Origin of the sequence: Pseudomonas sp. B33.4 (assembly GCF_034555375.1) — a bacterium.
In the GTDB taxonomy this organism is placed as follows: domain Bacteria; phylum Pseudomonadota; class Gammaproteobacteria; order Pseudomonadales; family Pseudomonadaceae; genus Aquipseudomonas.
This window is the reverse complement of sequence record NZ_CP140706.1, coordinates 4647786-4665204: the sequence shown is the minus strand read 5'-3', so window position 1 is coordinate 4665204 and position 17419 is coordinate 4647786. Positions and strand designations below refer to the sequence as shown.

Sequence of the window (17419 nt, the reverse complement as noted above, 5' to 3'; positions counted from 1 at the left end):
ATGGCGAAATATTTGCGCTTTTAACATGAAATTTACTGATTAATATAGCGGCCAACCAACACACAACTTCTCGCAAAACAAGGAACGCCCCATGAGCTCTCTGATCAACAAAGTACTGTTCACCCGCGCTGGCTACGGTCTGACCATCCTGCGCATTGCGGTCGGCGTAATCTTCGCTGCGCACGGTTCGCAAAAGCTTTTCGGTCTGTTCGGTGGTTATGGTCTGGCGGGCACGGCGCAGTACATGGACAGCATTGGTCTGCACCCAGGCTACCTGATGGCGACCCTGGCTGGCGGCACTGAGTTCTTCGCCGGCCTGGCCTTGATCATCGGCCTGCTGGTGCGTCCGGCGGCGTTGGGTCTGACCTTTCTGTCGCTGGTGGCGATCTTCACCGTACACATCAGCAACGGTTTGTTTATGGCCAACAACGGTTACGAGTTCGCTCTGGCCCTGCTCGGTGGCAGCCTTGCCGTACTGATCGAAGGTGCCGGCAAGCTCTCGGTGGACCGCGCCATCGCCGGTTAACCGCTCTGGCTCAAGGAATAGGCCCGCATTGTGCGGGCCTTTTTTGTTGCCGCTGATTCTTGACACTGATCGGTCACGTTCTCTAGGATGTTGCCCATGCGCCGATTTAAACAGCTACTTGCGGGGCGCCAGGTGACTTTCAACAGTTGCCGTCAGAAGCCGGAACAGGGCTTCGAAATACCGCTAAAGCGCTGGTTCGGTGTTGCCTCTCACCTGCCATGCAGACTTTTGAGGCAGAGACACGACACGATGAATGCACTACGCCCTCCAGCACGTCCCGCGCCGATCACTGCGCATATCACTCAACGCAACCCGAAAATTCTCCTTGGCGGCAAACATCAGCCGACGCTGTTGCGTTATCTCGATGGCTGGCCACGTCGCAGCGGCGGTCCTGCCGCGTTCCTGATCCAGTTTGTCGAAGACGGCGAGTCGCTGGCGCGTTTTGTCAGTGACAGTTTTGATCTGGCAGTTATTCAAGCGCCAAGCGCGGAAGATGCGCCAGAGATGATCAAGCAACTGGTCCGCGTTGCGCGGCAGGGCTTGATCACCCGTCGCTGATAGGCTTTACGGATAGTCGATGGCGACGATGTAAACGAACTGTTCACCAGTCGGAGTCTGCACCCGCACCTCTGCATCCAGCGCCTTGCCGATCAACGCGCGGGCCAGGGGGGAGTCGATGCTGATCAAACCCAGTTTCAGATCCAGTTCATCCGGGCCGACGATGCGGTAGCGCGATTGCTTGCCGTCTTCGTCTTCGATGGTCACCCAGGCACCGAAGTAGACCTTGTTCGGATCACTGGGTTTTTCACTGACGACTTTCAACGCTTCCAGGCGTTTGGTGAGAAAGCGCACGCGACTGTCGATCTCGCGCAGCATTTTCTTGCCGTAGGTGTACTCGGCGTTCTCCGAACGATCGCCCTGAGCCGCCGCTTCGCTGACCGATTGCGTCACCTGCGGGCGGCGCACATGCCACAGCTCATGAAATTCGGCGCGCATCCGCGCTTCACCTTCGGGGGTGATCAGCGCGGTGCCGGCGGGGCGTGGAGGGCGATAACGGCTCATGGCAACTTCTTGTGATTAAGACCGCTTGAGTCTATCAACCCTCACGCAACACTGTCAGTGGACTTGCGTTGAGCGCCCGACGCGTACCGAACACGCCGGCACCACCAATCAGCGCCGCGCCAATCAACGGCAGCACCAGCAACCACGGATGCGGGTGCCACGGCAGATCGAACGCGTAGCGATACAACACCAGACTCACCACTTCCGAACCGATCGCCGCAAGCAGGCCGCTGACGGCACCGAGCAAACCGAACTCGATGCGCCGTGCCTTGATCAGCAACTGCCGCTCCGCCCCCAGCGCACGCAACAGCGCACCTTGGCGGATACGTTCATCCAGCGTCGACTGCAAACCGGAGAACAGCACGGCCATGCCCGCTGCCAAAACAAACAACAACACGTATTCCACCGCCAGGGTGACCTGGGCGAGGATGCTGCGCAGTTGTTCAAGCAGTGCTTCGACCTGAAGAATGGTCACCGCCGGGAAGGTCCGCGACAGTTCGACGATCTGCTGATCATGACCCGGCGCCAGATAGAAGCTGGTCAGATACGTCGCCGGTAGATCCTTTAACGTACCGGGCTGGAAAATCATGAAAAAATTCGGCTGGAAGTTGTCCCAGTTGATTTCGCGCAGGCTGGTGACCTTCGCTTCACGATTGACTCCGCCGACACTGAACACCATGTGATCGCCGAGTTTGAGCTTGAGGCTTTCGGCGACTTTGCCTTCCACCGAGACACCGGGAACACCGTCGGTTGGCTGATCCTTCCACCATTCACCCGCCGTGAGCTTGTTGCCCGCCGGTAAGTCAGCAGCCCAGGTCAAACTCAAATCTCTTTGAACCGCGCGGTCGCCCGCCGAATCCTTGCTGACGATTTGCTGCACCGCTTCGCCGTTGATGCTGATCAGTCGGCCGGGCACTACCGGATACAGTGGCGCCGCTTGTGCGGAGACCTTGATCAGGTGATCGGTGAAGGCCTGTTTGTCTGCCGGCAGAATATTCAGGGCAAAGTAGTTCGGCGCGTTTTTCGGCAACTGGTTCTGCCAGGTGTCGAGCAGTTCGCCACGCAGCAGGGCGATCAAAGCCATCGACAGCAGAATCAGGCCGAATGCCAGCGACTGACCGGCCGCTGCCAACGGATGACGCAGCAACTGGCCCAGACCCAGGCGCCATGGCAGCGAAGCGCGGGCGAGCATCCGCCGCAGGCTTTGCAGTAGCAACAACAGCAAGCCGCCCAGTACCAGTGCGGCGACCACGCCACCGCCGAGCAAGGCAAAGGTCAGCAGCAGATCCAGACTCAGGCGCCACATGATCAGGCCCAGCGCTCCGAGTGCTGCGCCGTAAACCATCCAGGTACTCGACGGAATCGGCAGCATGTCGCGGCGCAGCACGCGCAGCGGCGGCACGCGACCCAGCGCAGCGAGCGGCGGCAAGGCGAAACCGGCCAATGCGACCAGCCCGGTGCCGATCCCGGCGATGGCTGGAAACAAACCGCCCGGTGGCACATCGCTAGGCAACAAATCATGCAGCAGCGCGAACAAGCCCAGTTGTGCCAGCCAGCCGAGCAGCGCTCCGCTGAGTGCGGCGAGCAGGCCGAGCACGGTCAACTGCAAACTGAACAGCAGCATGGTTTCCCGGCGCGAAAGACCGAGGCAACGCAACAACGCACTGGCATCGAAGCGGCGGCTGGCAAAACGGTTCGCCGACAACGCCACTGCCACGCCGGCCAACAGGACGGCGACCAGACTGGCCATGTTCAGATAGCGTTCGGCCTTGCCCAGCGCACCGCCAATCTGCCGGTTGCCATCGCGGGCATCCTGAATCCGCTGGTTGGCGGCGAGCCCGGGTTTGATCAGTTGCCGATAGGTTTCCAGCGCCTGCGGTTCACCGCGCCACAGTTCGCGGTAACTCACGCGGCTGCCGGGTTGCACCACACCGGTGGCGGCGAGGTCGTCGAGGTTGATCATGACGCGCGGCGTGAGGCTGTAGAAATTGCCGGCGCGATCCGGTTCATAGGTCAGCACACGGGCCAGCTTCAAGGTCTTCATGCCGACATCGATGCTGTCGCCGATCTTCAGATCCAGTGCGGTCAGCAGGCGTGCCTCGACCCAGGCTTCACCCGGTTGCGGTTCGCCGCCGGTTTCTTCGGTGGCGAACGGGGCAGGTGCGCTCTTCAGTTCACCGCGCAATGGATAGGCGCGGTCGACGGCTTTGATGCTCGACAACTGAATACCATTGTCTGTAGCGATGACGCTGGAGAACTCCACCACTTGCGCATGATTCAGGCGCAGCTCAGTACCACTCCTGATCTGTTCTTCACGGGCCGGGGAACTGCCTTCGAGAACCAGATCAGCGCCGAGAAATTCAGTCGCGCGCAGCATCATCGCGCCGTTCAGGCGAGCGCCGAAGTAACCGATGGCGGTACTCGCCGCTACCGCAACGACCAAGGCGAAAAACAACACGCGCAATTCGCCGGCGCGGGCATCGCGCAGGAGTTGACGTATAGCGAGACTGAACAGACGCAACAGCGGCAAACGTGCCATCAAGGCTCCAGAGGGGCGACCAGCAGCCCGGCTTCAAGACGGATCAGGCGCCGGCAACGATGGGCCAGACGTTCGTCGTGGGTCACCAGCACCAGGGTGGTGCCGCGCTCCTTGTTCAATTCGAAGAGCAAATCGCTGATGCGCTCACCGGTATGGCTGTCGAGGTTGCCGGTGGGTTCATCGGCAAACAGCACGTCAGGCTCGGCAGCAAACGCTCGGGCAATTGCCACGCGCTGTTGTTCGCCACCCGAGAGCTGGCGCGGCGAATGGGTCAGGCGCTGGCCGAGGCCGACGCGCTGGAGCAGTTCGGTCGCACGCTCACGCGCATCTTTGCGGCCGTCGAGCTCCAGCGGCAGCATGACGTTTTCCAGCGCATTGAGACTGTCGAGCAGCTGGAACGACTGAAAGACGAAACCGACATGCTCGGCACGAATGCGTGCACGCTGGTCTTCATCGAGATTGCTCAAGCCTTGGCCGGCGAGGATGACCTCGCCGCTGCTTGGCAGGTCGAGGCCGGCGAGCAGGCCGAGGAGGGTGGATTTGCCGGAACCGGACGCGCCGACGATGGCCAGGCTGTCGCCCTTGTTCAGTTCCAGGCTGAGTTCGTGCAGGATAGTCAGTTCACCTTCCGCGCTGGGAACCACTTTGCTGAGGTTCTTCGCGGTGAGAATGCTTGCGCCCATGGAGAATCCGATGCGTGTGTGGTTTTTGAGTACTGGCCTGGCCGTTATGTGCATGGCCCAGAACGCAGCGGCGGGTACTGTCCTGATCGTTGGCGATAGTATCAGCGCCGGTTTCGGACTGGATACCCGCTTGGGGTGGGTGTCGTTGCTCGAACAACGGCTCAAACAGGAGGGTTTCGACGACAAAGTGATCAATGCCTCGATCAGCGGCGACACCAGTGCCGGAGGCCAGGCGCGGCTGCCGGCGCTGCTTGCAGAGCATAAGCCGGAACTGGTGATCCTCGAACTGGGCGGCAACGATGGCTTGCGCGGAATGCCGCCAACTCAATTGCAACAAAATCTTGCCTCGATGATCGACAGCTCCCGCCAGAGCGGTGCCAAGGTGCTGTTGCTCGGCATGCAATTGCCGCCCAACTACGGCAAGCGCTACACCGATGCTTTTGCCGAGGTCTACGGCAAGCTCGCTGACGATAAAAAGATCCCGCTGGTGCCGTTTTTTCTCGACGGCGTGGGCGGTCATCCAGACTTGATGCAGGCCGATGGTCTGCACCCGGCGGCCGGCGCTCAGGGCAAGTTGCTGGAAAATGTCTGGCCGACGCTAAAACCGCTGTTATGAGGCTTTTCTAAGGGCAGGCTTTCGGCTAATGTGGCGCCCCCTTATTTGGAGCCCCCGATGTCGCGTTCTGCCTGGTCCCTGTTTGCCTACCAACTGATCGAGCCTGACGAGCAGCTGGATCTGTTCGCCTGCCAGGAAGTGCGGGTGCATCTGGTGACCCGTCAACTCGAACTCGGTGGTTCGGCCGATCGCACCCTGTGCGGCAGCCTGTTGCCGGCGCAACCACGCTGGTCGAGCGTCGATCGCCGGGTGTTTCAGGATCAGCGCCTGTGTTCGCTGTGCCGGGCGATTCTGGAGTCGCAGAAGCGCGGGACTTCGCCGATCTGGCCGGAGTTGCGGTTCGAGCTCTGATTCTGTGGGAGCCGAGCTTGCTCGCGAAAAGGCCATGTCAGTAACATTTTTGGCGACTGACCCACCGCTTTCGCGAGCAAGCTCGCTCCCACCTGGAACACCTTGTCGCCTGCAATGGGGTGATCTCCCCGAATATTCAAAGTGCGGTGTACAATCGCGCTCTTATACCCTTGTTGATCATGCGAAGGATTTTCCGGATGTTGCCGCGCTTTCCTGCCGTCACCCGCTGCCTGTCACTTGCCGCCCTGTGTGTGGCCGGTCCCGTTGCTGCATTGGAGTTTCCCCTGCCACCACCCGGTGAAGACATCATCGGCCAGGTCCAGGTGATCAAAGCCAAGTACGAAGACACCTTCGCCGATCTGGGCACGAAGTACGATCTTGGCTACTCGGAGATGGTTGCAGCCAACCCGGGCGTCGATGCCTGGTTGCCGGGCGCCGGCACCGAAATCGTCTTGCCGACCCGATTCATTCTGCCGCCGGGTCCGCGTGAAGGCATTGTTATCAACCTCGCCGAATACCGCCTCTATTACTTCCCGAAAGGCAAGAACGTGGTTTACACGTTCCCGCTGGGTATCGGGCGTGAGGGTTGGGGTTCGCCAATCGCGCACACCTCGATCACCGCCAAGACACCAAACCCGACCTGGACGCCTCCAGCGTCGATCAAGGCTGAGCACGCTGCTGATGGCGATCCACTGCCAAACGTAGTGCCGGCCGGCCCTGACAATCCGTTGGGCCCGTTCAAGTTCACTCTGGGCACGCCGGGCTACCTGATCCACGGTTCGAACAAGAAGTTCGGGATCGGCATGCGCACCAGCCACGGCTGCTTCCGCATGTTCAACAACAATGTGCTGGAAATGGCCAGCATGGTTCCGGTAGGAACGTCGGTGCGCATTCTCAACGATGCCTACAAGTTCGGCAGCAGTGGCGGCAAGGTTTATCTGGAAGCGCACACGCCGATCGACGACAAGGGCAACCCGTCGGTGGTCGACAAGCACACCGCAGTGATCAACGCGATGCTCAAGCGTGAAGATGTCACCAGTAACCTGCGTGTGAACTGGGATGTGGTGCGGGATGTGGTCGCGGCGGAAGATGGCTTGCCTACGGAAATCGGTACACCGAATACTTCGGCACCGATTGTTGCCAATACACCGATCGACCTGCAGCAGTAAGTCGTACCCCGGAACCCGTCGATGCGTGAAGCGTCGGCGGGTTTTTTATTGCCTGAACAAAACGATGGGCAATAAAAAAGCCGACCCGATAAATCGGGTCGGCTCGATAACAATCCCGAGGGATTATTACTTGCGGCTAGCTTTGTCCAGCATGCGCAGAGCACGCTCGTTAGCTTCGTCAGCAGTCTGTTGTGCTTTTTGAGCAGCAGCCAGAGCTTCATCAGCTTTACGGTAAGCTTCGTCTGCACGAGCCTGGGAGCGAGCAGCTGCGTCTTCAGTAGCGGTCAGACGTGCTTCGGTTTCTTTCGATGCGCTGCTGCAACCGGTAGCCAGAACTGCGGCCAGAGCCAGAGCAGAGAATTTCAGAACGTTGTTCATCGTGTTCCCCTTCAAGGACTTTCAAATTAAGTGGCTGTCTCCTCACGATTGAGGAAATAGCCGGCGTACATACTACCCATTACTTGTAGTAAGTAAACTGACGTAAGGCAAGAAGCAAAAAAAATTGTAGGCGCTGATTCTTTTTCGAGCAACTTTTAACTGCGCTGTATAAAAAATACCCAGCTGCAAGCCCCGTGCAGAGCGAGTTATTGAGAAAAAGTTCCCGTTACGGCGTGCTGTTTTTGCGGTCTTGGCTAAAGTCTTTCTAGATGAATTCGTCCACACTTTTGTTCTGATTTTGCGCGCTGCTTCGCTTATCTTTGTCCATGTTGAGGTGACTTTAAAAAAGGCCGCACGTCTTAAGTCTCAACATCCGGCAATGTTCAGGTGAGCGGACCGCGAAGAACCTCTCGCAAGCTCACCCTGCGTCCATCGGAGCTACCTCCCGCCTACTCGCTTGATGACGAGCGCACCTTGAGCATTTTTGCCAATGGTGCCTACTATTTATCAGGTGCCAGGTTGCGCGAGATCGGTGTGGCTCTTCTCGGTGTCCATCAGGCACGGGGTGGCGTAGTTGTTCCTTCGCCGGAAAAACATCGGTAAGGTAGGGGTCAGAATCCAAGACCCGCGAGGAGTAGTGATGAGCGAGGCGTTGTCCATCCACCATGACCAGGCTGGTCATCAGTTCGAGACCAATGTGGACGGTCATCGTGCCTACCTGACCTATATGGATCTGGGGAAACAGACCCTGGATATCTATCGCACGTTCGTGCCCAACGCCCTGCGTGGCCGTGGCATTGCTGCAGCGCTGACCGAGAGCGCGTTGCAGTACGCCGAAGAAATGGGCTACACGGTGATTCCGTCGTGCTCCTACGTCGAGCGCTACATGGAACGTCATCAGCGCCGCGCCGCCAAGATCTGAACCGCACACACAAAAACGCCGGGCAATGCCCGGCGTTTTTTTATGCCTGCAAAACGCCTGTCAGTCGCGCTGGCGTTTCGGCAGAACATCCTTGAGCTTGGCGTGCATGCTGCGCAGGGTGTTCTCGGTGGCAGACCAGTCGATGCAGGCATCGGTGATCGACACGCCGTATTGCAGGTCGGCGAGGTCTTTGGGAATCGCCTGGCAACCCCAGTTCAAATGACTCTCGACCATCAGGCCGATGATCGACTGGTTGCCTTCGAGGATCTGGTTGGCAACGTTCTCCATCACCAGCGGTTGCAGGGCCGGGTCTTTGTTGGAGTTGGCGTGGCTGCAATCGACCATGATGTTCGGCTTGATCTTCGCTTTGTTCAGCGCCTGCTCGCACAGGGCAACGCTGACCGAATCGTAGTTCGGCTTGCCATTACCACCGCGCAGCACCACGTGACCGTAGGCGTTGCCTTTGGTAGTGACGATCGACACGCCACCTTCCTGGTTGATGCCGAGGAAGCGATGCGGGCTGGAGACTGACTGCAAGGCGTTGATCGCCACCGTCAGGCCGCCGTCAGTGCCGTTCTTGAAGCCGACCGCCGAGGACAGGCCGGAAGCCATTTCCCGGTGCGTCTGCGATTCGGTGGTACGCGCGCCGATCGCCGACCAGCTGATCAGGTCCTGCAGATACTGCGGGGAGATCGGGTCGAGGGCTTCGGTGGCGGTTGGCAGGCCTTTTTCAGCCAGATCCAGCAGCAACTGGCGACCGATGTGCAGGCCGTCCTGAATCTTGAACGAGTCGTCCAGGTACGGATCGTTGATCAGGCCTTTCCAGCCGACGGTGGTGCGCGGCTTCTCGAAATACACGCGCATGACCAGATACAGGGTGTCGGAGACTTCCTCCGCCAGCACCTTCAGGCGATCGGCATATTCGTGGGCAGCCTTGATGTCGTGGATCGAGCACGGGCCGATCACTACGAACAGACGGTGGTCGGTGCCATCAAGAATGTTGCGAATGACTTCGCGGCCCTTGGTGACGGTGCGCAGGGCGGCGTCGCTCAGAGGGATATCACGCTTGAGCTGATCAGGAGTGATCAGGGTCTCGTTAGAGGCGACGTTTAGGTCGTTGATCGGTAAATCAGCCATCGTTTACTCGTCAGGTCACGGGTGCCGGCCGCCAGCGATCCCCGCGCGGCGGAGCACAGCAGATTTAAGCGCGTCGGGGAGCGGAACCTTAGCGCGTAAAGCGCCTGCTCGACAATGGGCATGTAACTGTTTGGAGAAGACGGTCAGTCCAGCACTGGCTGGGCGAAAGCCTTGCGCATGCTGTCGTGGGAGAACTCGTCGGCGTGTTGCTCGACCCATTGCAGGGCCAGCGCCTGAATATCCTGCAAGTCTTCGTGGCTGTCGTGCATGCGGCAGTAGCGCTCGATCTGACACACCTGCTCACCCATTCGCGCGCTGAACAGCGTCTGCTCATCGGTAAACGCGATGCCCACCAGATAGCCTTTTTTGCGTCGCAGGCACCACGCGACATAGCCCGGATAACAGATGTCGGCATTGAGTGTCGGCATGCGTACTTGCAGGGCGGTGCCATGGCGCCAGGCACGGTGGTAATTGCAAGCAATGCCGCCGAGGCTGATAGTGTGCAGCTGTTGCCTGGAAATACACTCAGGCTTGAGCAAGGTTAATTCAACCGGCACCTCGTCCGGATGAGGAATGAAACGTCCCATGAGCACAGACTCCCTGTGTCGGCCATTTGACATTGTTTCCCCCAGTATAGTGGTCGAATCCGAACTGACCGATTTCGACGCCGACCAACGGCTGCTGGCGATGAGCGGCGTTTCGCTGGTGATTTTCACCAGTGTCGGTTGCGCCAGTTGCCGTTATGCCCGTGAGGTGTTGCCGGGGCTCGAACTGGCCATCGATCGCCTGTGCTGGATTGATGCCGGCGCCAACGGCGGGTTGGTGGAGCGTTATCAGGTCTTTCATTTGCCGGCGCTGTTTGTGGTGCGCGACGGCGAGTTCTTTGGGGCATTGCACACACGCCTGACAGCCGATGCGCTGAATGCAGCGCTGGCGCAGGCACTGGGTCGAATTGCAGAGGAGTTGCCATGATGGGGGCAGTGAATAAACCGGTCGTAGGGATTATCGGCACCGGCGCGATTGGTGGTTTTTACGGGGTGATGCTGGCGCGTGCCGGTTTCGATGTGCACTTTCTGCTGCGCAGCGAGTTTTCGGCAGTGGCTGAGCGCGGCTTGCAGGTGAACAGCGCGGTGCATGGCCCGCTGACGTTGCATCCGGCGCAGGCCTATTCGTCGGCCGAAGACATGCCCAAATGCGACTGGCTGTTGGTGGGTGCCAAAACCACCAGCAACGCCGGCCTGGCCCCGTCGATCATCCAAGCGGCCAAGCCCGATGCGAAAGTGCTGGTCCTGCAAAACGGTCTCGACGTCGAAGACAGCTTGCGTGAGCTGCTCCCTGACTCCTTGCACTTGCTGGGCGGCTTGTGCCTGATTTGCGTACACCGCGAAGGCCCCGGACAAGTCACCCATCAAGCTCTGGGCGCGGTCAATGTTGGTTATCACAGCGGCCCGGCCATTGATGATGTCGCGCGCATGGCAATTGTCGAGGAAGGCTCCGGTCTGTTCCGCGCTGCCGGTCTCGACTCCCAGGCCATGCCCAATCTGCAGCAGGCGCGCTGGCAGAAACTGGTGTGGAATATTCCCTACAACGGACTTTCGGTGTTGCTCGGTGCGAGCACCACACCGCTGATGGCCGATGCCGACAGCCGCGCATTGATTCAGGCGTTGATGGCCGAAGTGGTGCAGGGCGCTAAGGCCTGCGGCCACGACGTGCCGCCGGGATACGCCGACTATCTGTTCATGATGACCGAGAAAATGCCCGACTACTGGCCGAGCATGCACCACGACTTTTTACATAAGCGACCGCTGGAGCTGGAGGCGATCTACGCTCGGCCATTGGCCGCAGCGAAAGCGGCGGGCTGTGAGTTGCCACGCATCGAAGCGCTGTATCGCAATTTAGGTTTTATCGACCGGCGCAACGTTTAAGCCGGTCGCTCTGGGGGAAGGCATGGCCAAAAACATCGATGACAAACTGGTGCTGGCGATTTCGTCGCGCGCCTTGTTCGACCTGAGTGAGAGCCACAAGGTTTACCTGTCGAGTGGCGTCGAAGCCTACCGGCAATATCAGATCGAGCACGAAGACGAAATTCTTGCGCCCGGCGATGCCTTCCCGTTGGTGGAAAAACTCCTCAGCCTGAACAGCCGCCTCGGCCGTGCGCGGGTCGAGGTCATTCTGGTTTCGCGCAATAGCGCCGACACCGGATTGCGCGTATTCAACTCGATTCATCATTATGGTCTGGCGATTTCCCGCGCGGCGTTTGTCGGCGGGCGCAGTCCGTATCCGTATCTGAAAGCTTTTGGTTGCGACCTGTTTCTGTCGACGCATGCCGAAGACGTGCGCGCGGCGCTGGACGCCGGTTTCGCCGCAGCAACGATTCTGTCCGGTGGTGCCAGTCGCGCGGCCAGCGACGAATTGCGCATTGCTTTCGACGGTGACGCGGTGATTTTTTCCGACGAGTCGGAGCGCGTTTATCAGTCGGGTGGGCTGGAAGCATTTCAGGCCAAGGAACGCGAATCAGCACGCGAGCCCCTGCGCGGAGGGCCTTTCAAGGGCTTTCTGGCGGCGCTCAATCTGTTGCAGCGCGAGTTTCCCGATGATGACTGCCCGATCCGCACGGCACTGGTCACCGCGCGTTCGGCGCCGGCCCATGAGCGGGTAATCCGTACCTTGCGCGAGTGGGATATTCGTCTCGACGAATCGCTGTTCCTCGGCGGCCTGACCAAATCGGCGTTTCTTGAAGCCTTCGCTGCCGACGTGTTTTTCGACGATCAGGCCGGCCACTGCGAACTCGCCCGCGAAGTCGTTGCCACCGGCCATGTCCCTCACGGAATCAGCAACGAACCGTCGGTCTAAAGCCTACGTGCTTCAAGACGTTGCGTCGCACGTCGTACTCGCCAAGGCACTGCTAAGCTGAATCAAATCTCCGCCATTGTTGGCTTGCGAGGAGGTCATATGATTCGTTCGATGCTGTATGCCACTGACCTCGGTCTGTACGCACCGTTAGTGATGCAGCATGCCCTGGCGCTGGCGCGGACGTTCAATGCCGATCTGTACGTGGTGCACGCGGTGGAGCCGATGGGGCTGTTTGCCGAATCGGTGTTGCAGAGTTACCTCGACGAACAGGCATTGAACGAATTTCACAGTCAAGGTCTGAAAACTGTCATTGCCAATATCGAGCAGCGGGTGCTGGACAGCTTTCGCGAAGAACTCGGCGATGAAGGCGAGCAGGATCTGCAGCGCATCCGCGCCGTGCGTGTGCTGCAGGGTGATCCGTCGCAGGTGATTCTCGACCAGGTGCAGAAGCTCTCTGTCGATCTGCTGATCGTAGGCAGTCACAGCCACGGCGTGGGTGCGGAAACGCCGTTGGGGCGCACGGCAGCGCGGCTCCTGCAGTTGGCCAAAGTGCCAGTTTACATGGTGCCGCTAGTAGAGCGGCGGCGACGGGGGGATCGCTGAAGCACGAATAATGGCGCTTTGATAAAAAAGTTCTAGATTTATTATTCAAACCATTAATATAGTTATATACCGTCGCTGATGCCCGTGGCGTCTACCTGCTTTGAGGGATTCATATGAAGCTTCAACAATTGCGCTACATCTGGGAAGTGGCGCACCACGACCTCAACGTTTCCGCTACAGCCCAAAGCCTTTACACCTCGCAACCGGGCATCAGTAAGCAAATCCGTCTGCTGGAAGACGAACTCGGCGTTGAAGTGTTTGCCCGCAGCGGCAAGCACCTGACCCGCGTCACCCCGGCCGGCGAGCGCATCATCACCACCGCCGGTGAGATCCTGCGCAAGGTCGAAAGCATCAAGCAGATCGCCCAGGAATTCTCCAACGAGAAAAAAGGCACCCTGTCGATCGCCACCACGCACACCCAGGCACGTTATGCACTGCCGCCGGTGATCAGCAATTTCATCAAGCAATACCCCGATGTTGCGCTGCACATGCACCAGGGCTCGCCGATGCAGATCGCCGAAATGGCCGCTGACGGCACCGTCGATTTCGCCATTGCCACCGAAGCGCTGGAGCTGTTCGGCGATCTGGTGATGATGCCGTGCTACCGCTGGAACCGCTGCGTGGTCGTGCCGCAGGGCCACCCGCTGACCAAGCTGCCGAAGCTGACCCTCGAAGCCCTGGCCGAATACCCGATCGTGACTTACGTGTTCGGTTTCACCGGCCGTTCGAAACTCGACGAAGCGTTCAGCCATCGCGGCCTGACGCCGAAAGTGGTGTTCACCGCCGCCGACGCCGACGTGATCAAAACCTATGTGCGACTGGGTCTGGGCGTGGGCATCGTCGCTAAAATGGCGGTCGACACCAAACTCGACAGCGATCTGGTGGTGCTGGATGCCAGCGAACTGTTCGAGTCGAGCGTGACCAAGATCGGTTTCCGTCGCGGCACCTTCCTGCGTGGTTTCATGTGCGACTTCATCGAGAAGTTCGCCCCGCACCTGACCCGCGAAGTGATGGCCAAAGCCATCCAGTGCCACAACAAGCAGGAACTGGAAGAACTGTTCGACGGCGTCGAACTGCCGGTTCACTGATCAGTTGTTTCAGAGCACCTCGGTGACAGCGAACTGTTGCCGGGTGCCCGCCACCAGAATCTCCACCTCATCGCCTTCGCACTTGCCCAGCAGACCTTTGCCCAGCGGCGAGCGCGGGGTGATGACGGTAATCGGCTGACCGACCACATCGACTTTCAGGCCTGCCGCATCCGGCGCCAGAAACAGCCATTGCTCACGTCCCTTTTCGTCTTCCAGGCCGAGCAGGGCGCCGACTTCGATACCGCGATTCTCGTCATAGGCCCGCAGCGTCAGATTCTGGCACAGCGCCAGTGACTGACGGATTTCCTCGACCCTTTTTGCCTGACCCGCTGCCAGATACGACGCTTCCAGACCCAGCGTGTCGTACTTGTTTTCGGCGATGTTTTCTTCGTGGGTCGCGGTTTCGTAAGCGGTTTGCGCAGCGCGTTCGGCAATGTCGAGGTCGATACGCAATTTGTCGAGAATCAGTTGGTGAACCGTGTGTTTATTCATGATCAATCGCAAAATTGCAGAACGTTGGCGCGGCTCTTTTCGCTCGGCGCGGTTTGATCCTGTTGCAGCCAGAACTGACACTTCGGATTCGACAGATTACGCGTGCTGCCACGCGCCTGATCCAGCCGTGCCTGCTGCTCGTTCTTGCGCAGATTTTCCTCGTATTGCTGGAACAACGGGCTCTGCGGTGGAATATCCCCCTGGACCTGAACGGCCGCCGGCGGATTGGCCAGTTGCTGCACCGCTTGGGCAACCGGGGCCAGCTGTTCCTTGAACAGAAAATGCGACAGCAGCCAGCAGGTCAGCGCAATGGCAAGGAAGCCCAGCCACATACCCAAGGCAATGCTGCCGGTCAGATGCAGCGCGCTAAGCTGTACAGGCAACGGGCGGCGCGGGTTGGGGCGATAGGGCATGGCTGCCTCCTGGCGGTTGATTGCGGGCAAGTGGCGATTGTCGCACGAAGATTAATCGCCGTCGGCTCTTCTGCGCGAGGTCATTTATGCGGACAATCGACGCTTTTGCCAACGGGAGTCTTGAATGCCGCAATTGAAAACCCGGTGGGATATTTTCTGCACCGTCGTCGACAACTTTGGTGACATCGGTGTGACCTGGCGCCTGGCCCGGCAACTGGCGGCCGAACATGGTCTGGCAGTGCGCCTGTGGGTCGATGATCTGCGCGCATTCGAGCGTATTTGCCCCGAGATCGATAGCAACGCGGCACAGCAATGCCAGCAGGCTGTCGAAGTGCGCCACTGGCCGGTCGAGTGGTCGCACACCGACGCCGCCGATGTGGTGATCGCCGCGTTTGCCTGTCAGTTGCCCACAGATTATATGGAGGCGATGGCCGCGCGCGAACAGCCGCCGCTGTGGATGAACCTCGACTATCTCAGCGCTGAAGACTGGGTGATTGGCTGTCACGGGTTGCCGTCGGTCAAATACAAAAACGTGCAGAAAATCTTCTTCTTTCCAGGCTTTCAGCCGGGTACTGGCGGGCTGTTGCGTGAGCGCGGATTACTCGAGCAGCGTCGACAGTTTCAGCAGGATGCCGAGGCTCAGCAGCGGTTTCTGCAAGGTCTGGGGGTCGATCGTGCAGCGGATGCGCAGCTGATTTCGCTGTTTGCCTACGAAAATGCCGGGCTGGCGAGTTGGCTTGATGTGCTGGCGGCCGATGCAGCGCCGACCCATCTGCTGGTGCCGGAAGGGCGGATTCTTGGCGATGTCGCACGCTGGCTCGGCGTGGAGACACTGGCGGTCGGCGCGATACATGAACGCCAGTCGCTGACCGTGCAGGTATTGCCGTTCGTCCGTCAGGATCAATATGACCACTTGCTCTGGTGCTGTGATTTCAATGCCGTGCGCGGTGAAGACTCGTTCGTTCGCGCGCAATGGGCTGGGCGGCCGATGCTGTGGCACATCTATCAGCAGGACGAAGATATTCATCTGGACAAGCTCGACGCCTTCCTTGCGCTCTACACGAAAAGCCTGTCGCCGGCTGCTGCCGAGGCGATGAACGGTCTCTGGCGGGCCTGGAGTGCCGGTCAGCCCATCGGCGAACACTGGCTCGCGGCCCGCAATCATTGGCCAGAACTGCAGGAAAACGCCGAAGCGTGGTGTCTGGAACAAGGCTTGCAGGCCGATCTTGCCGCAGCGCTGGTACAGTTTTACCTAAATTGGATATGATACGCGGCCTAGATTTTTGTAAATCCCATCCAAATTCGGATATTCGCAATGAAAACTGGTAAAGAACTGAAACCCGGTACCGTGATCCGTCTCGAGAACGATCCTTGGCTGGTTCAGAAAGCTGAATTCACCAAGTCGGGCCGTAACAGCGCGATCATGAAGACCAAGCTGAAAAACCTGCTGACCGGTTACAAGACCGAGATCGTTTACAGCGCTGACGACAAACTGGACGACGTAATCCTCGACCGCAAAGAAGCGACCCTGTCCTTCATCAGCGGCGACACCTACACGTTCATGGACACCACTGACTACACCATGTACGAGCTGAACGCTGAAGACATCGAAGCCGTTCTGCCTTTCGTTGAAGAAGGCATGACCGATGTTTGCGAAGCGATCTTCTTCGAAGAGCGTCTGGTTTCCGTAGAGCTGCCGACCACCATCGTGCGCGTAGTTGACTACACCGAAGGTTCGGCTCGTGGCGACACTTCCGGCAAAGTCATGAAGCCAGCCAAGCTGGCCAACGGTACTGAGCTGCAAGTTGCTGACTTCATCGAAATCGGTGACAAGATCGAAATCGACACCCGCGAAGGCGGTTCCTACAAAGGCCGTGCGAAATAAGCACTGCTTTTTGCGGAAAGAAAAAGCCCGACCATTGAGTCGGGCTTTTTTGTGCCTGCGTTTTGTGTCACGCCGCAGACCCTTGTAGGAGTGAGCCTGCTCGCGATGGCATCAGTACAGTCGACATCTCATTGACTGATCGATCGCTTTCGCAAGCAGGCTCGCTCCCACTGGGGATTTTGTAGGGTTTCAGACGGAGGTGTGCAGACGCACATCAACATTGCCACGGGTTGCATTGGAGTACGGGCAGACCTGGTGAGCCGCTTCGACCAGCGATTGTGCATCGGCTTGTTCCAGGCCCGGCAGGCTGATGTGCAGGTCGATGTCCAGACCGAAACCGCCGGGGATCTGGCCGATACCGACGTGGGCGGTGATCGAGGCGTCGTCAGGGATTTTGCGTTTGGTCTGGCTGGCGACGAATTTCAGTGCGCCGATGAAGCAGGCCGAGTAGCCGGCAGCGAACAACTGCTCAGGGTTGGTCGCCGCGCCGCCGGCACCGCCGAGTTCTTTCGGCGTAGCGAGTTTGACGTCGAGGATGTTGTCGCTGGAGATCGCACGACCATCACGGCCGCCGGTGGAGGTTGCGATTGCGGTGTAGAGAGTTTGCATGGTGCGAGCCTCATAGGGTGTGTTTGTGTGCGCTAATTGTTTGCGCGCTAAGTAAGTGCGAGATGAATGTATCGCGTGAATATTTAGTGCGCA

Annotated in this window: 22 protein-coding genes; 13 read left to right on the top strand and 9 right to left on the bottom strand. The window is 59.1% G+C overall.

The window, feature by feature from the left end; genetic code table 11:
* Positions 1–91: 91 nt before the first annotated feature.
* Both U6037_RS20475 and U6037_RS20470 read left to right on the top strand, forming a co-directional pair.
* Positions 92–526, top strand: a complete 435-nt coding sequence (locus U6037_RS20475; protein WP_007908568.1) for a DoxX family protein — start codon at positions 92–94, stop codon at positions 524–526.
* A 249-nt stretch (positions 527–775) separates the two neighbouring features.
* Positions 776–1084 carry a class I SAM-dependent methyltransferase gene (locus tag U6037_RS20470; protein WP_322844331.1) on the top strand — a complete coding sequence of 103 codons (309 nt, stop codon included), beginning with the start codon at positions 776–778 and terminating at the stop codon, positions 1082–1084.
* Between the two features lie 6 nt (positions 1085–1090).
* Here U6037_RS20470 and greB read toward each other — a convergent pair whose 3' ends face one another.
* Genes greB through U6037_RS20455 form a run of 3 tightly spaced genes read right to left on the bottom strand, consistent with a single transcriptional unit; the run spans position 1091 to position 4810 of the window.
* Complete coding sequence (gene greB / locus U6037_RS20465; protein WP_016985509.1) at positions 1091–1588, bottom strand: transcription elongation factor GreB; 498 nt, start codon at positions 1586–1588, stop codon at positions 1091–1093.
* A 34-nt stretch (positions 1589–1622) separates the two neighbouring features.
* Complete coding sequence (locus U6037_RS20460; protein ID WP_322844330.1) at positions 1623–4127, bottom strand: ABC transporter permease; 2505 nt, start codon at positions 4125–4127, stop codon at positions 1623–1625.
* Positions 4127–4810, bottom strand: a complete 684-nt coding sequence (locus U6037_RS20455) for an ABC transporter ATP-binding protein (protein ID WP_007908572.1) — start codon at positions 4808–4810, stop codon at positions 4127–4129. The genes U6037_RS20460 and U6037_RS20455 overlap by 1 nt, the downstream gene beginning before the upstream one ends.
* Positions 4811–4820: 10 nt before the next feature.
* Here U6037_RS20455 and U6037_RS20450 point away from each other — a divergent pair, with 10 nt between their 5' ends.
* From U6037_RS20450 to U6037_RS20440, 3 genes are all read left to right on the top strand, one after another.
* The gene (locus U6037_RS20450; protein WP_322844329.1) at positions 4821–5426 is read left to right on the top strand and encodes an arylesterase; all 606 of its coding nucleotides are present in this window, start codon (positions 4821–4823) and stop codon (positions 5424–5426) included.
* A gap of 57 nt (positions 5427–5483) precedes the next feature.
* On the top strand, positions 5484–5777 hold the full coding sequence (locus tag U6037_RS20445; protein ID WP_007908575.1) for a hypothetical protein: 294 nt from the start codon (positions 5484–5486) through the stop codon (positions 5775–5777).
* Positions 5778–5974: 197 nt separating this feature from the next.
* Positions 5975–6946, top strand: a complete 972-nt coding sequence (locus U6037_RS20440) for a L,D-transpeptidase family protein (protein ID WP_236427469.1) — start codon at positions 5975–5977, stop codon at positions 6944–6946.
* A gap of 126 nt (positions 6947–7072) precedes the next feature.
* Here the strand turns inward: U6037_RS20440 and oprI are convergent, their stop codons facing one another.
* Positions 7073–7324: an outer membrane lipoprotei OprI gene (oprI, locus tag U6037_RS20435; RefSeq protein WP_003199355.1), complete on the bottom strand. Its 252-nt coding sequence runs from the start codon at positions 7322–7324 to the stop codon at positions 7073–7075.
* A 640-nt stretch (positions 7325–7964) separates the two neighbouring features.
* On the opposite strand from oprI, the gene U6037_RS20430 reads away from it, so the two are divergent.
* Complete coding sequence (locus tag U6037_RS20430; RefSeq protein ID WP_003226804.1) at positions 7965–8246, top strand: GNAT family N-acetyltransferase; 282 nt, start codon at positions 7965–7967, stop codon at positions 8244–8246.
* Positions 8247–8306: 60 nt separating this feature from the next.
* On the opposite strand, the gene U6037_RS20425 is transcribed toward U6037_RS20430, so the two are convergent.
* Entirely contained in the window at positions 8307–9383 is a 1077-nt protein-coding gene (locus U6037_RS20425) for a 3-deoxy-7-phosphoheptulonate synthase (protein WP_322844328.1), read from the bottom strand.
* Positions 9384–9526: 143 nt separating this feature from the next.
* Positions 9527–9970: a PilZ domain-containing protein gene (locus U6037_RS20420; RefSeq protein ID WP_322844327.1), complete on the bottom strand. Its 444-nt coding sequence runs from the start codon at positions 9968–9970 to the stop codon at positions 9527–9529.
* Between U6037_RS20420 and U6037_RS20415 the strand changes: the two genes are divergently transcribed.
* From U6037_RS20415 to cysB, 5 genes are all read left to right on the top strand, one after another.
* Positions 9969–10355: a thioredoxin family protein gene (locus U6037_RS20415; RefSeq protein WP_322844326.1), complete on the top strand. Its 387-nt coding sequence runs from the start codon at positions 9969–9971 to the stop codon at positions 10353–10355. The two genes, U6037_RS20420 and U6037_RS20415, sit on opposite strands and share 2 nt — an antisense overlap.
* Positions 10352–11308, top strand: coding sequence for a putative 2-dehydropantoate 2-reductase (locus tag U6037_RS20410; protein WP_322844325.1), 957 nt, complete (start codon positions 10352–10354; stop codon positions 11306–11308). Before U6037_RS20415 ends, U6037_RS20410 begins: the two co-directional genes overlap by 4 nt.
* A 22-nt stretch (positions 11309–11330) precedes the next feature.
* Positions 11331–12236, top strand: a complete 906-nt coding sequence (locus U6037_RS20405) for a 5'-nucleotidase (protein ID WP_122844743.1) — start codon at positions 11331–11333, stop codon at positions 12234–12236.
* A gap of 99 nt (positions 12237–12335) precedes the next feature.
* A complete protein-coding gene (locus tag U6037_RS20400; RefSeq protein ID WP_322844324.1) occupies positions 12336–12839 on the top strand; it encodes a universal stress protein in 504 nt (167 codons plus the stop codon).
* A 113-nt stretch (positions 12840–12952) separates the two neighbouring features.
* Positions 12953–13927 carry an HTH-type transcriptional regulator CysB gene (cysB, locus tag U6037_RS20395; protein ID WP_003199376.1) on the top strand — a complete coding sequence of 325 codons (975 nt, stop codon included), beginning with the start codon at positions 12953–12955 and terminating at the stop codon, positions 13925–13927.
* Between the two features lie 9 nt (positions 13928–13936).
* Here cysB and U6037_RS20390 read toward each other — a convergent pair whose 3' ends face one another.
* Together U6037_RS20390 and U6037_RS20385 are read right to left on the bottom strand one after the other, a co-directional pair.
* Positions 13937–14419 (bottom strand): transcription elongation factor GreAB, encoded by a 483-nt coding sequence (locus U6037_RS20390; protein ID WP_322844323.1) that lies wholly within the window; start codon positions 14417–14419, stop codon positions 13937–13939.
* A gap of 2 nt (positions 14420–14421) precedes the next feature.
* A complete protein-coding gene (locus tag U6037_RS20385) occupies positions 14422–14832 on the bottom strand; it encodes a hypothetical protein (protein ID WP_322844322.1) in 411 nt (136 codons plus the stop codon).
* Positions 14833–14956: 124 nt separating this feature from the next.
* Between U6037_RS20385 and earP the strand changes: the two genes are divergently transcribed.
* Together earP and U6037_RS20375 are read left to right on the top strand one after the other, a co-directional pair.
* Positions 14957–16099, top strand: coding sequence for an elongation factor P maturation arginine rhamnosyltransferase EarP (earP, locus tag U6037_RS20380; protein ID WP_322844321.1), 1143 nt, complete (start codon positions 14957–14959; stop codon positions 16097–16099).
* 48 nt (positions 16100–16147) lie between these two features.
* Positions 16148–16717: an elongation factor P gene (locus tag U6037_RS20375; protein WP_007908599.1), complete on the top strand. Its 570-nt coding sequence runs from the start codon at positions 16148–16150 to the stop codon at positions 16715–16717.
* Between the two features lie 189 nt (positions 16718–16906).
* Here U6037_RS20375 and U6037_RS20370 read toward each other — a convergent pair whose 3' ends face one another.
* Entirely contained in the window at positions 16907–17326 is a 420-nt protein-coding gene (locus U6037_RS20370) for an organic hydroperoxide resistance protein (protein WP_096794957.1), read from the bottom strand.
* Between the last annotated feature and the right edge of the window lie 93 nt (positions 17327–17419).

Excerpts from the sequence above, each read along its gene's own strand:
- U6037_RS20455 (WP_007908572.1), bottom strand. The coding sequence starts at position 4,810 with ATGGGCGCAAGCATTCTCACCGCGAAGAACCTCAGCAAAGTGGTTCCC.
- U6037_RS20385 (WP_322844322.1), bottom strand. The coding sequence starts at position 14,832 with ATGCCCTATCGCCCCAACCCGCGCCGCCCGTTGCCTGTACAGCTTAGC.
- U6037_RS20390 (WP_322844323.1), bottom strand. The coding sequence starts at position 14,419 with ATGAATAAACACACGGTTCACCAACTGATTCTCGACAAATTGCGTATC.
- U6037_RS20445 (WP_007908575.1), top strand. The coding sequence starts at position 5,484 with ATGTCGCGTTCTGCCTGGTCCCTGTTTGCCTACCAACTGATCGAGCCT.
- U6037_RS20425 (WP_322844328.1), bottom strand. The coding sequence starts at position 9,383 with ATGGCTGATTTACCGATCAACGACCTAAACGTCGCCTCTAACGAGACC.
- U6037_RS20370 (WP_096794957.1), bottom strand. The coding sequence starts at position 17,326 with ATGCAAACTCTCTACACCGCAATCGCAACCTCCACCGGCGGCCGTGAT.
- U6037_RS20410 (WP_322844325.1), top strand. The coding sequence starts at position 10,352 with ATGATGGGGGCAGTGAATAAACCGGTCGTAGGGATTATCGGCACCGGC.
- U6037_RS20375 (WP_007908599.1), top strand. The coding sequence starts at position 16,148 with ATGAAAACTGGTAAAGAACTGAAACCCGGTACCGTGATCCGTCTCGAG.
- U6037_RS20415 (WP_322844326.1), top strand. The coding sequence starts at position 9,969 with ATGAGCACAGACTCCCTGTGTCGGCCATTTGACATTGTTTCCCCCAGT.
- U6037_RS20470 (WP_322844331.1), top strand. The coding sequence starts at position 776 with ATGAATGCACTACGCCCTCCAGCACGTCCCGCGCCGATCACTGCGCAT.
- U6037_RS20420 (WP_322844327.1), bottom strand. The coding sequence starts at position 9,970 with ATGGGACGTTTCATTCCTCATCCGGACGAGGTGCCGGTTGAATTAACC.
- earP (WP_322844321.1), top strand. The coding sequence starts at position 14,957 with ATGCCGCAATTGAAAACCCGGTGGGATATTTTCTGCACCGTCGTCGAC.
- U6037_RS20400 (WP_322844324.1), top strand. The coding sequence starts at position 12,336 with ATGATTCGTTCGATGCTGTATGCCACTGACCTCGGTCTGTACGCACCG.
- U6037_RS20430 (WP_003226804.1), top strand. The coding sequence starts at position 7,965 with ATGAGCGAGGCGTTGTCCATCCACCATGACCAGGCTGGTCATCAGTTC.
- cysB (WP_003199376.1), top strand. The coding sequence starts at position 12,953 with ATGAAGCTTCAACAATTGCGCTACATCTGGGAAGTGGCGCACCACGAC.
- U6037_RS20405 (WP_122844743.1), top strand. The coding sequence starts at position 11,331 with ATGGCCAAAAACATCGATGACAAACTGGTGCTGGCGATTTCGTCGCGC.
- U6037_RS20460 (WP_322844330.1), bottom strand. The coding sequence starts at position 4,127 with ATGGCACGTTTGCCGCTGTTGCGTCTGTTCAGTCTCGCTATACGTCAA.
- greB (WP_016985509.1), bottom strand. The coding sequence starts at position 1,588 with ATGAGCCGTTATCGCCCTCCACGCCCCGCCGGCACCGCGCTGATCACC.
- U6037_RS20475 (WP_007908568.1), top strand. The coding sequence starts at position 92 with ATGAGCTCTCTGATCAACAAAGTACTGTTCACCCGCGCTGGCTACGGT.
- oprI (WP_003199355.1), bottom strand. The coding sequence starts at position 7,324 with ATGAACAACGTTCTGAAATTCTCTGCTCTGGCTCTGGCCGCAGTTCTG.
- U6037_RS20440 (WP_236427469.1), top strand. The coding sequence starts at position 5,975 with ATGTTGCCGCGCTTTCCTGCCGTCACCCGCTGCCTGTCACTTGCCGCC.
- U6037_RS20450 (WP_322844329.1), top strand. The coding sequence starts at position 4,821 with ATGCGTGTGTGGTTTTTGAGTACTGGCCTGGCCGTTATGTGCATGGCC.